Origin of the sequence: Macrococcus brunensis (genome assembly GCF_004359615.1) — a bacterium.
Taxonomy (GTDB): Bacteria; Bacillota; Bacilli; order Staphylococcales; family Staphylococcaceae; genus Macrococcus; species Macrococcus brunensis.
Window position 1 is genome coordinate 1 of record NZ_SCWA01000019.1, and the last position, 12,251, is coordinate 12,251.

At 42.2% G+C, this 12,251-nt stretch carries 14 protein-coding genes, 1 rRNA gene and 1 pseudogene; 15 read left to right on the forward strand and 1 reads right to left on the reverse strand.

The annotated features are described in order from the left end of the window. Positions 1 to 11 precede the first annotated feature (11 nt). The 9 genes from rrf (at position 12) to rsmI (ending at position 6,112) form a co-directional block, all read left to right on the forward strand. A 5S ribosomal RNA gene (rrf, locus tag ERX27_RS09365) occupies positions 12 to 126 on the forward strand. Positions 127 to 230: 104 nt separating this feature from the next. Continuing rightward, complete coding sequence (locus ERX27_RS09370) at positions 231 to 1,550, forward strand: Orn/Lys/Arg family decarboxylase (RefSeq protein ID WP_133432576.1); 1,320 nt, start codon at positions 231 to 233, stop codon at positions 1,548 to 1,550. Beyond that, on the forward strand, positions 1,550 to 2,155 hold the full coding sequence (gene tmk, locus ERX27_RS09375; RefSeq protein WP_133432577.1) for a dTMP kinase: 606 nt from the start codon (positions 1,550 to 1,552) through the stop codon (positions 2,153 to 2,155). Before ERX27_RS09370 ends, tmk begins: the two co-directional genes overlap by 1 nt. Before the next feature lie 73 nt (positions 2,156 to 2,228). Then, positions 2,229 to 3,140, forward strand: coding sequence for a DNA polymerase III subunit delta' C-terminal domain-containing protein (locus ERX27_RS09380; RefSeq protein WP_165983145.1), 912 nt, complete (start codon positions 2,229 to 2,231; stop codon positions 3,138 to 3,140). A 5-nt stretch (positions 3,141 to 3,145) separates the two neighbouring features. Continuing rightward, the gene (locus tag ERX27_RS09385; protein WP_133432579.1) at positions 3,146 to 3,952 is read left to right on the forward strand and encodes a PSP1 domain-containing protein; all 807 of its coding nucleotides are present in this window, start codon (positions 3,146 to 3,148) and stop codon (positions 3,950 to 3,952) included. Next, the gene (locus tag ERX27_RS09390) at positions 3,953 to 4,273 is read left to right on the forward strand and encodes an initiation control protein YabA (protein WP_133432580.1); all 321 of its coding nucleotides are present in this window, start codon (positions 3,953 to 3,955) and stop codon (positions 4,271 to 4,273) included. 33 nt (positions 4,274 to 4,306) lie between these two features. Then, the gene (locus ERX27_RS09395; protein ID WP_133432613.1) at positions 4,307 to 5,035 is read left to right on the forward strand and encodes a tRNA1(Val) (adenine(37)-N6)-methyltransferase; all 729 of its coding nucleotides are present in this window, start codon (positions 4,307 to 4,309) and stop codon (positions 5,033 to 5,035) included. Further along, positions 5,028 to 5,282, forward strand: a complete 255-nt coding sequence (locus ERX27_RS09400; RefSeq protein ID WP_133432581.1) for a GIY-YIG nuclease family protein — start codon at positions 5,028 to 5,030, stop codon at positions 5,280 to 5,282. Before ERX27_RS09395 ends, ERX27_RS09400 begins: the two co-directional genes overlap by 8 nt. Next, positions 5,279 to 6,112, forward strand: a complete 834-nt coding sequence (rsmI, locus tag ERX27_RS09405) for a 16S rRNA (cytidine(1402)-2'-O)-methyltransferase (RefSeq protein WP_133432582.1) — start codon at positions 5,279 to 5,281, stop codon at positions 6,110 to 6,112. Before ERX27_RS09400 ends, rsmI begins: the two co-directional genes overlap by 4 nt. A 36-nt stretch (positions 6,113 to 6,148) precedes the next feature. Here the strand turns inward: rsmI and ERX27_RS09410 are convergent, their stop codons facing one another. Next, complete coding sequence (locus ERX27_RS09410; protein WP_133432583.1) at positions 6,149 to 6,433, reverse strand: AbrB/MazE/SpoVT family DNA-binding domain-containing protein; 285 nt, start codon at positions 6,431 to 6,433, stop codon at positions 6,149 to 6,151. A 246-nt stretch (positions 6,434 to 6,679) separates the two neighbouring features. Between ERX27_RS09410 and metG the strand changes: the two are divergent. The 6 genes and pseudogenes from metG to ispE all read left to right on the forward strand — a co-directional run. Next, positions 6,680 to 8,650 (forward strand): annotated as a pseudogene (gene metG / locus ERX27_RS09415) (methionine--tRNA ligase); the annotation flags it as partial. 10 nt (positions 8,651 to 8,660) lie between these two features. Next, positions 8,661 to 9,425: a TatD family hydrolase gene (locus ERX27_RS09420; protein ID WP_133432585.1), complete on the forward strand. Its 765-nt coding sequence runs from the start codon at positions 8,661 to 8,663 to the stop codon at positions 9,423 to 9,425. Positions 9,426 to 9,490: 65 nt separating this feature from the next. Further along, positions 9,491 to 10,021, forward strand: a complete 531-nt coding sequence (gene rnmV, locus ERX27_RS09425; protein WP_133432586.1) for a ribonuclease M5 — start codon at positions 9,491 to 9,493, stop codon at positions 10,019 to 10,021. A 9-nt stretch (positions 10,022 to 10,030) separates the two neighbouring features. Continuing rightward, entirely contained in the window at positions 10,031 to 10,921 is an 891-nt protein-coding gene (rsmA, locus tag ERX27_RS09430; RefSeq protein ID WP_133432587.1) for a 16S rRNA (adenine(1518)-N(6)/adenine(1519)-N(6))-dimethyltransferase RsmA, read from the forward strand. A 100-nt stretch (positions 10,922 to 11,021) separates the two neighbouring features. After that, positions 11,022 to 11,285, forward strand: a complete 264-nt coding sequence (veg, locus tag ERX27_RS09435; RefSeq protein ID WP_133432588.1) for a biofilm formation stimulator Veg — start codon at positions 11,022 to 11,024, stop codon at positions 11,283 to 11,285. A gap of 106 nt (positions 11,286 to 11,391) precedes the next feature. Next, positions 11,392 to 12,243, forward strand: coding sequence for a 4-(cytidine 5'-diphospho)-2-C-methyl-D-erythritol kinase (gene ispE / locus ERX27_RS09440; RefSeq protein ID WP_133432589.1), 852 nt, complete (start codon positions 11,392 to 11,394; stop codon positions 12,241 to 12,243). Positions 12,244 to 12,251 lie beyond the last annotated feature (8 nt).

Genomic DNA, 12,251 nt, shown 5'->3' on the forward strand with positions numbered 1-12,251 from the left:
TTCTCACCCTGTCTGGTGATGATGGCAGAGAGGTCACACCTGTTCCCATACCGAACACAGAAGTTAAGCTCTCTAGCGCCGATGGTAGTTGGACTTACGTTCCGCAAGAGTAGGACGTTGCCGGGCAGTTTAAAAATGGATGCGATGAGCCGCACTCGAGACCTGTTAGGTCTCTTTTTTTATGTCTAAATTTAGATTATACTGAACAGATATAAGGAGTGGATAATTAAATGGAAATCACTCGCAGACTGTTCAGTTATTCAAATGCTATATCGCTGCACGTGCCTGGTCACCATGGATATTCAATCGGTTCTTTGCAGTTACCCATCCATCATGATATGACTGAGATTACAGGACTTGATGATTATCATCATGCAGAAGAGGTGATTGCTGATAGTCAACGAAATCTTTCACGTTCGGAGCAGTATGAAGCTCGATATTTGGTGAACGGAACAACGGTTGGAATCCTGTCAGTTATTTACGCACATAAGAAAAAGAGCCATAAAAAAGTAGCTATTATGCGGAACGCACATAAATCTGTCTTTAATGCACTTGATCTGACTGGAACAGAAGCCATTATTTTACCGATGACAGTATCAGATAAAATAAATCAATATGTAGGTATTGATGAATTGAATATTAAGGCGAAGCCGGAATTGGACGATGTTGATATAGCAGTGCTTACATATCCTAACTATTATGGTGAGACTTTTGATATAAAAGGCGCAATTGATTTCTTTCATGGACAGGGAATTGAAGTATTAGTCGATGAAGCTCATGGTGCTCATTTTGATATATCTCCTCAGTTTCCAACTTCTTCGTTGAACGACGGGGCTGATTATATCGTACAGTCCTATCATAAAACACTGCCTGCTTTAACGATGGGGTCAGTGATACATATGAATAAGAACAGTCTTCTTCTTAAAGAAGTCTATGATTATCTTGCAATTTTACAGACCTCCAGTCCATCTTATCTGATTTTATCCAGTCTGGAGCAAGCGCATGAGTTTTACAGTCACTATAACGATGAAGTCTTTCATGAAAAACGTCAGGCGCTTCTTCATGCGCTGAGACATTTTGAGGTTATAGAGGTACAGGATCCTTTGAAAGTCGTATTAAAAAAATCAGGCTATAGTGGTGAAGAGCTTAAAACGCTGCTTGAAGAGCAGGAAATTTATATAGAGCTTTCAAATTACGACAGTATACTTCTGGTACTGCCACTCTGGCACGAAGGGGATACATATCCTTTCAATGAATTATTACGAAGGCTGAAGCGTATTGGACTAGAGGACAGAGAACCGTTAGAGCTGCCTCATCCCTTAAATGTAAATGAAGGTGTTTATTCTCCTGTTAAAGGAGGATATCAGGAGGTCCTGTTGGAAGAAGGCGTAGGACAGAGGGTTTATCATGCGCTTATTCCTTATCCACCGGGTATTCCTTATGTACTGCCGGGGGAGAGACTGAGCGAAGCACATGTAAAGGTCCTCAGTGCCTATCAAAATGTTCATGGTATAATAGATGGAAAAATCACCATTATAGATGAGAGGTAATGAGTATGTTTATAACGTTTGAAGGTCCTGAAGGCTCAGGAAAATCTACAGTGATGCAGGCGATAGCTAAGCGTCTTGACCAGCCTTTGATCACAACGCGTGAGCCTGGAGGCATTCGAATCAGCGAGGCAATCAGAGAACTGCTGCTCTCTGATGACTACCATATGGATGCACGAACAGAAGCATTATTATTTGCTGCAAGCCGTCGCCAGCATCTCGTAGAGAAAGTGGTGCCTGCTTTAAATGCAGGTCAAATCGTCCTCTGTGACCGGTTTATAGACAGCTCTCTTGCTTATCAAGGTTATGCACGAGGGATAGGCGCCGCAGAGATTATGTCGATTAATCAGTTTGCGATTGAAAGCTATATGCCTGACCTGACGCTCTACTTAAAAGTGGACCCGGAGATTGGTCTTACCCGTATTATGTCTAATCAGCGGGAAACAAATCGTCTGGATAATGAATCGCTGGCCTTTCATCAACGCGTCTGTGAGGGCTATGATCAGCTGGCGAATACATACGACAGGATCGTGACCATTGATGCAGCGCAACCGATTGACAAAGTGATAGAAGACGCCTATCAAGTCATCATCAAAAAATTAGACTGATATGTTATAATGTCATGTAGATGATGGTAGCAGCTGCAGAAATGCAGCTGTTTCGATATATATGGGGGTTCTTATGATTAACCAGCTGGAACGTTTGGTAAGTAAAGAAAAGCTGTCGCACGCTTATCTGTTTGAAGGGACATTAAGAGATGACCTCAAACAGCAGGCGTTGGAATTTGCAGCGCGTATATTATGTCAAGACGAGCAATGTGAATCCAGGGTTCGTCAACATAACTATGCAGATTTTTACTGGCTGGAGACAGATGAGCAGACCATCAAAAAAGAGATGATAGAAGATGTTCTCCATCGCATGAATCAGAAACCTGTCGAAAGGACACACAAAGTCTATGTGATTGTTGACTTTGATAAAGTGACGGTTCAAGGAGAGAACTCGATTCTTAAGTTTCTGGAAGAACCACCTGCTAATACAATCGCTTTGCTCCTCACAACAAAGTCAGGCGATATTCTACCGACTATTCATTCCAGATGTCAGCATATCATCATTCATTCAGCGAGTACTTATGAGGAAATGCTTAAACTGGATATCCATGCAGATATAGCAGCGACTCTGTCTGCACTGTCATTCAGTACAGACGAAGCACAGGAATGGATTCAGGATAAGTTATTTGAAGAACTGAGACGTGCTCTTCTGAAGTGGGCGGATCAAATACAAAAAGATCCACAGATGGGACTTATACAGCTTGTCGATTTACTAAACGAAGCAAATGAACGGGAGAGTCAGTTACTGATACTCGATATGCTGCAGCTCTATTTCCAGGATATGATTTACCTGAAAATTGGGCGCGAGACGCATACCAGCTATCCGGACCACCAGATTAAATTAAAGCAGCTGAGTGAACATATATCGTTACAGACTTTAACACAGTGGATTGACACGACGCAGAAAGCTAAACAGAAGCTGCTGCAGTATGTCAGTCCGATGTTAGTCATGGAACAGATCGCCATTGAAATAGCAAAGGGGTGAAAGCATTGACAGAAATTATTGGCGTCAAATATCATATAGCTGATAAAACAGCCTATTTTCTACCCGACCATGAACAGTATGAGCTCGGAGATTATGTGGTTGTTGAATCAAAAAGAGGGAAAGAACTTGCCCGTGTCGTCATCGGTAACCGTGAAGTAGCTGACGATGCAGTTGTCCAGCCGGTGCCTCAGATTAAGCACCGGGCAACGCCGGAGGATTTTCATAAATATGAGCAGAATATGCTCGATGCTGATAAAGCATTTAAAAGATGTAAAGAGCTGATCAAGAAGCATCAGCTGGACATGGGGCTGGTCAACGCAGAATATACGTTAGATAAAGGGAAAATTATTTTTAATTTTACAGCGAGCGAACGTATAGATTTCAGAGAGCTGGTTAAAAGCCTTGCTTTCGAACTGAAGACGAGAATAGAATTACGTCAGATTGGTGTACGTGATGAAGCAAAGATTCTTGGTGGCATCGGTCCGTGTGGCCGCAGTCTGTGCTGTTCAACTTATTTAGGTGATTTTGAACCGGTGTCAATCAAGATGGCAAAAGATCAAAACTTGTCGCTGAATCCGACCAAGATATCAGGGGCGTGCGGCCGGCTGATGTGCTGTCTGAAATATGAAAATGATTATTACGAAGAAACAAGACGCAAACTGCCAGATGTCGGACAGAAGATAGACACACCTGAAGGCCCTGGTAAAGTGATTGCGCTTAATATTCTGGACGTCACTATGCAGGTCAAAGTTCAGGGCGTAGAACAGCCACTCGAATATCATCTGGACGAAATTATGCAAGGAGTTAATTAGATGAATAGAGATGAACTACTGAATGAAATAGTGGAAATGGAGCAGCAGATGCTGCGCCTGCAGCAGAGTTTCATTTCTCTGAAGCAGCAGACTGTTGAGCTTGTAGAGGAAAATGTCGCGCTGAAACTGGAACGTGATAATCTGCAGCGCATGATACAGACACCACGCAATCAACCTAAAAAAATGAAATCCCTGCAGAGTAAGGATAACCTGGCTATGCTCTATGCTGAAGGTTTCCATATTTGTCGTGGAGAACTATTTGGTAAGCATAGAGGAGGCGGGGACTGCATGTTCTGCCTAAGCTTACTGGATTCAGATTAAAAAAGGCAGTCATGCCTTTTTTTATTGGAGGAAATAATGAAGACGAATGAACGGATAGACCGGCTGATCAAAGAAGGGTTAAGTATCATTCAGAATGATGAAGTATTTTCATTTTCAACAGATGCACTGCTACTTGCTCATTTTGTCAGACCGATTAAAAAAGGGCGTGTCATGGATTTATGCAGTGGTAATGCGATTATTCCGCTCCTGCTCAGCGACAAGATGACCGTACCGATTGAAGGGATAGAGATACAGCCGGCTCTTGTCGATATAGCAAGGCGATCAGTGACCTTGAATGAACTGGATAACCAGATTCAGATTCATGAGGGAGATCTGCGTACAGTGAATCAGTCAGTGCTGCCGAGTCAATATGATATCGTGACTTGTAACCCGCCTTATTTCAGGGAAAACCAGTCTTTTCAGCATCTAAAAGAAGCGCATCGCATAGCGCGCCATGAAATATTCTGTACACTGGATGACTGCATCAGTGCGAGCCGACATCTGCTGAAGCAGGGAGGCAGGCTGTATATGGTGCACCGCGCAGATCGGCTGGTGGACTGTCTGGTCAGTATGCGGCAGGGGGGGATTGAGCCTAAAGCCATCTGGCAGATTTACTCGAGACCTGATAAACCGACAGCTGTCACCATCGTTATTGAAGCGGTAAAAGGAGGCAAGCCGGACTGTAAAGTGATGCCGCCTTTTTATATTTATCAGAATGACGGCGATTACAGTGAGGAGATGCATGAGGTCTATTATGGCTGACCACTTCATTTATATTCTGGAATGTGCAGATGGGACTTATTACACAGGCTATACAACGGATCTTGATAGAAGACTGAACGCCCATAACAAAGGGACCGGCGCTAAGTATACACGGGCAAGACGGCCCGTGAGACGTCTTTACGAAGAAGTGTTCTCGACAAAACAAGAAGCTATGCAGCGCGAGTATGCCATAAAGCAGTTAACTCGGTTACAGAAGGAACGACTGATTAAAGGAGTGAAGAAATGACTTTATATTTAGTGGGGACGCCGATCGGTAATCTGGAAGATATCACGTTTCGTGCCGTCCGTATATTGAAAGAAGCAGACATCATTGCCTGTGAAGACACACGTGTGACAGGGAAACTGACCCATCATTATGATATCGACACGCCGCTGAAAAGTTATCATGAACATAATAAGGACAGGATGACTGAGCAGCTGGTAGAAGTTCTGACATCAGGGAAAACGGTTGCTCTCGTGTCAGATGCAGGCCTTCCTCTCATCAGTGATCCAGGCTATGAACTGGTTATTGCTGTTAGAGAAGCAGGTATTCGTGTGGAAACTGTGCCAGGACCGAACGCCGCCCTTACGGCACTGATGACAAGCGGTCTGTCTTCTTACTCCTTTTTGTTTACAGGCTTTCTGCCACGTAAAGAAAGTGAGAAAAAAGCTAAGCTTGAGACGCTGATGAATGAACCTCATTCAGTCATTCTTTATGAATCTCCTTTTCGCGTCAAAGATACACTGATGGCGATTGAGAAAATCGACAAAAACAGGCGTGTTGCACTTGGCCGTGAACTGACAAAGAAATTTGAACAGGTGATTACATTGCCGGTCGATAGACTGCTCCAGGAGCTGGAGATCAGCATTCCTCTAAAAGGTGAATTTGTTATTGTCATAGATGGACAGTATGAAACGGACGAAGCGGATATGTGGTGGCATCAACTGTCGATAAACGAGCATGTTGAATATTACATGGAGAAGAATATGTCTTCTAAAGAAGCGATTAAACAAGTGGCAGTCGACCGCCAGATTCAAAAGAGAGAAGTCTATGATAGCTATCATATTAATAAATAAAAGGCCCCAGCGCATACTGCGCAAGGGCCTGTTTCATTATTTTGCTTCTTTTTCACGTTCCTGAATTTCTTTGATCAGCTGTTCAGCGCCCTCTTTACTGAGGACGATTTTACCACCTGCGAGCATGTAGTTGTCTTCTGAAACATCGCCAGTAACAGCACAAGTCATACTTGGTTTGTATTTTTTAAGAATGATTTTGTCAGCATCTGTGTAGATTTCGAGAGCATCTTTCTCAGCGATATCTAAAATACGACGTAATTCGATTGGAATAACCACACGACCTAATTCATCAACTTTTCTTACAATTCCTGTAGATTTCATTATATATATCCTCCTGTAGAATCATTTTCTAATTCGACATTATTTTTTTATTTTTCGACATTTGTCGTAATTAGAATATACTACCATAAATATACAAAGTCAATAACAATAAATCTAAAAAACAACTCTGTAACATAATGGTAATAAAAATCGACATCAAAATTTTTATACTGTGTCGAATTTACATTTAAAGGAATTGAATTACATGCTTATTTTCGGTATATTTAATACCATAAACACTCAAGGAGGACTACGATGTCTAATAATACTTTTTATGTGACGACACCTATCTACTACCCAAGCGGTAAATTACATATCGGTCACGCTTATTCGACAGTAGCAGGCGATGCTATTGCTCGTTATAAAAGATTGCAAGGTTATGACGTCAGATATCTGACGGGTACTGATGAACATGGTCAGAAAATTCAGGAGAAAGCACAAGCTGCAGGAAAACCGGAAATAGAGTATTTAAATGAAATTATCGCGGATATCCAGGCATTATGGCAGAAGCTTGAAATATCTAATGATGATTTTATCCGAACGACAGAAGAACGCCATAAAAAAGTCGTCGAGAAAATTTTTGAACGACTGCTGGCACAAGGCGATATTTACCTTGGAGAATATGAAGGCTGGTATTCAGTACCTGATGAGACCTACTATACTGAAACACAGCTTGTTGACCCTATCTGTGAAGGGGATAAGATTGTTGGCGGTAAGAGTCCGGACTCTGGCCATCCTGTAGAACTCGTAAAAGAAGAAAGCTATTTCTTTAAGCTGAGTAAATATGCAGACCGCCTTGTGAAGTATTATGAGGAACATCCTGAGTTCATTCAGCCCGTATCCCGCAAAAACGAGATGCTGAACAACTTTATTAAGCCAGGTCTTGAAGATCTTGCTGTTTCACGTACATCGTTTGACTGGGGGATTAAAGTACCTTCTAATCCGAAGCATGTAGTCTACGTCTGGATTGATGCATTAACCAACTATATTTCTGCTCTTGGTTATTTAACAGATGACGATACGTTATTCAAAAAGTACTGGCCGGCAGATATACATCTGATGGCAAAAGAAATCGTCCGTTTCCATACAATCATCTGGCCGGTGCTCTTGATGGCGCTTGATCTGCCATTACCGAAAAGAGTATTTGCACACGGCTGGATTCTGATGAAAGACGGTAAGATGAGTAAATCGAAAGGGAACGTTGTCGATCCGCATGTTCTGATTGACCGCTACGGTCTAGATGCAGTGCGCTATTACCTTTTACGCGAACTGCCATTCGGTTCAGACGGTGTATTTACGCCGGAAGCTTTTATCGACCGTACGAATTTCGATCTTGCCAATGACCTTGGCAACCTGGTGAACCGGACGATTGCGATGATCAACAAATATTTCGGCGGCGAACTGTCAGGTTATAAAGGACAGCTCCATGAAAAAGATGCTGAGCTTGAGGCGCTGGCGCTTGAAACAAAGCAGCGATATGACGAGGCAATGGAAAATCTGCAGTTCTCAGTAGCGTTGCAGGAGATCTGGAAACTGATTAGTCGTACGAATAAATATATTGATGAAACAACACCGTGGATTCTCGCAAAAGATGAAAGTGAGAAAGAATTACTTGAAAGTGTCATGTACCATCTCCTTGAAAACATTCGCTTTGCGGCGGTGTTATTACGTCCATTCCTGACACAGACGCCATACAAAATCTTTGACCAGATGAACCTGAATGATGATCAGCTGCAGAATTTTGAAAGTCTTAATACGTATGGGCAGCTCGGACAAATCAAAGTGACAGAGACACCTACACCTATCTTCCCGCGTCTGGATGCAGAGAAGGAAGTAGAATTCATTAAAGAAAGTATGCAGCCGGCTAAAGTAGAAGAAGCTGTGCCTTCTAAAGAAGAGATAACGATTGATACGTTTGATCAAATTGAACTGAAAGTCGCAACTATCATTGATGCAGATCATGTCAAAAAAGCAAAGAAATTGCTGAAGATTCAAGTGGATCTAGGTGACGAAAAGCGTCAGATTGTCTCTGGTATTGCTGAATATTATAAGCCTGAAGACATCATCGGCAAGAAAGTCATTGTCGTGACTAACTTGAAATCTGTAAATTTACGCGGTGAAAAGTCAGAAGGTATGATTCTGTCAGCAGAAAAAGACGGACAACTGACATTAGTCAGTGTACCAAGCTCTATCATTAACGGTTCTATCGTTAAATAGGAGGAATAAGATGTTAATCGATACACATGTTCACTTAAATGCGGATCAGTATGACGAAGACCTCCAGCAAGTCATTGACCGTGCCCTGGAAGCAAGGATTGATCGCATGATTGTCGTTGGTTTTGACGAGAAGACAATCAAACGGACAATGGAACTTATCGAGCAGTATGATTTTGTTTACGGCGTTATCGGCTGGCACCCAGTTGATGCCATTGATTTCACGGATGACTACTATGACTGGATCAAAGAACTGGCGACACACGACAAAATCGTAGCGATTGGTGAAATGGGTCTTGATTATCATTGGGACAAATCGCCGAAAGATGTTCAGAAAGAAGTCTTCAGACGCCAGATTGCACTGGCAAAAGAACTGAAGAAACCTATTGTGATTCATAACAGAGAAGCGACGCAGGATGTCGTTGATATTCTAAAAGAAGAGAATGCGGCTGAAGTCGGTGGTGTCATGCACAGCTTCAGTGGTTCAACAGAGATCTGTGATGAAATTCTGAAGTTGAACTTTATTATTTCTTTAGGAGGTCCAGTCACGTTTAAAAATGCAAGACAGCCTAAAGAAGTGGCGCAGCACGTTCCACTCGATAAACTGATCGTTGAAACAGATGCGCCGTATCTGACACCGCATCCTTATCGAGGTAAACGTAACGAACCCGCTTATGTAAAACTGGTAGCAGAACAGATTGCAGAGTTACGCGGCATCAGTTATGAAGCGTTAGCTGAGGCAACAACGCAGAATGCAGAAAGATTATTTAGACTATAGTTTGACAGGCAGAAATCCAGGTCAGGATTTCTGCCTTTTATGCTATAATGAGACAGGTGATTTTAATGAAAATAAATGAGATAGTAGTCGTTGAAGGTAAAGACGACACAGTCAGAGTTAAACAGGCTGTCGACTGTGATACGATAGAAACAAATGGCTCTGCCATCAATGAATTAACGCTGCAGGCGATAGAACATGCGGCAGAAAAACGCGGCGTCATTATTCTGACGGATCCGGATTACCCGGGCAATAAAATCAGAATGACGATTGAGAAGCGCGTCCCATCAGCGAAGCAGGCGTTTATTGACGCTTCTATTGCTAGAAATAAACGTGGAAAAATTGGGATAGAACATGCGCCGCTGACAGCGATACAAGATGCACTTGTAAATGTCAGCACGCCTTTTGATAGCGATGTAGAGACAGTCAGTAAGCAGCTCTTAATAGACTTAGGCCTTATTATCGGACCGGGTGCTAAAGAAAAAAGAACGAAAGTCTGCCGAGTGCTTAAAATCGGCTATTGTAACGGTAAACAACTTTTTCATCGGTTGAATGCGTTCGGTATCACAGAAGAAGACGTTAAAAATGCGATAAAGTGAGGTTGAAGGATGGATTACAAAGATATAGCAACACCTGTCAGAACAAGAATGCTGTTAGAAAAACACGGCTTTTCATTCAAAAAAAGTCTGGGTCAGAACTTCCTGATCGATACGAATGTCATTAATAACATCATTAGTGCGAGTGGAATTACTGAGCAGTCAGGTGTGATAGAGATTGGACCTGGCATGGGGTCACTGACAGAACAGCTGGCAAAACGTGCCAAAAAAGTAGTAGCCTTTGAAATCGATCAGCGTCTGATTCCGGTACTGGAAGACACGATGAGTCCTTATGATAATGTCACCGTGATTAATGAGGATATTTTGAAAGCTGATGTTCAGCAGGCGATTGAGACGCATCTACATGATTGTGAGGAAGTACTGGTAGTCGCTAATCTACCCTACTACATTACGACACCTATTTTAATGGGACTGCTCGAAAAACATCTGCCAATAAAAAGTTATGTTGTCATGATGCAAAAAGAAGTCGGTGAAAGATTGAGCGCAAAACCTTCGACAAAAAGTTATGGTTCGTTATCGATAGCAGTGCAGTATTATACGACTGTCGAGAAAGTGATGATCGTGCCTAAAGGTGTTTTTATGCCACCACCTAATGTGGATTCTTTAGTCGTTAAACTGACCTCACTTGATCAGCCGGCTGTTCAGGTTGAAGATGAAGCATTGTTCTTTAAACTGACGAGGGGTGCCTTTGTTCAGCGCCGTAAAACGATTCTCAACAATTATATGTCATTGATTAAGGACAGCAAAATGCATAAAGAAAGCATTATCAACTGGTTGCAATCAGCAGGTATCGAACCTACACGTCGGGGTGAAAGCTTGACACTGCAGGAGTTTGCAGAACTGTCAAATAAATTCAAAGAAAATGTCGAATTGTCGATATAAATCTATTGACAACCCCGTCTCTAGTTGATAAAATTTAAATTTTATTTGACTAATTACTATAAAAATGATATAATTTTCCCTATAGCGAGGTGGGGTCAATATGCCAAAAACATTAATAGACATCAAAAAAATTCTTGATTGTCAGTTAGGAAATCGTATTGTACTTAGAGCTAATGGAGGCCGTAAAAAGTTAATTGAACGCCGTGGCGTTTTAAAAGAAACTTATCCATCAGTTTTCATCGTTGAGCTTGATCAAAGCCAGCACAATTTTGAACGCGTGTCTTATACATATACTGACGTGCTGACAGAAAATGTTCAAGTGACATTCGTCAATGATAATCAAGAGGAATTCCTCGTTCAATAATTTAACGAGTTAAGCATATCCCTGGGATATGCTTTTTTTATTTGTCCATCGCTTCTGTTCTGAAATATGATAAAATTGTACTATTAATTTTAAGTGAGGACGAAGGATGATTTACGAAAATGCACCAGCTAAAATCAATTTAACGCTGGATACACTTTATAAACGTGATGATGGTTATCATGAAGTTGAAATGATTATGACGACTGTCGATTTAAATGATCGGCTGACGTTGGAGAAACGGCACGACAAAAAAATAATTCTGAAAGTAGAGCATCGCTATGTGCCGACTGATCATCGCAATCTGGCTTATAAAGCAGCTAAGCTGATGATGGATCGCTATCAACTTGAGCAGGGTGTGACGATTACGCTGGACAAAACGATTCCAATAGCAGCAGGACTTGCCGGCGGGTCGAGTGATGCGGCAGCAACGTTCAGAGGAATGAATCGGCTATTTGAACTCGATCTGTCTTTAGAGACGCTCAGTGAACTAGCGGCAGAGATTGGTTCAGATATTCCGTTCTGTGTTTATGGCAAGACTGCACTATGCACAGGACGTGGAGAGAAGCTGCAGGCGTTGCCTAAACCGCCTGCTGCATGGGTCGTTCTTGCAAAACCCGATATCAGTGTCTCAACAGGCGATGTCTACGGTGCGCTTCGTATTGAAGAGCATGCTGAACAGATTCCGACTGAAGACTGCATCCGTGCGCTCGAAGAAGGCGACTATCAGCTTCTCGTCAACAGTCTGGGTAACCGCCTGGAAGACGTAACTATTAAGATGCATCCGATTATTCAGACATTGAAAGAAACGATGCAGAAAGCCGGTATAGATGCGACAATAATGAGCGGCAGCGGTCCGACAGTTTATGGACTTGCAAGTAAGGAAAGACAAGCGAAAAGTGTAGTGAATGCCTTAAAAGGCTGCTGTAAAGAAGTCTATATGATCAGATTACTGGGTTAGACTTGAAA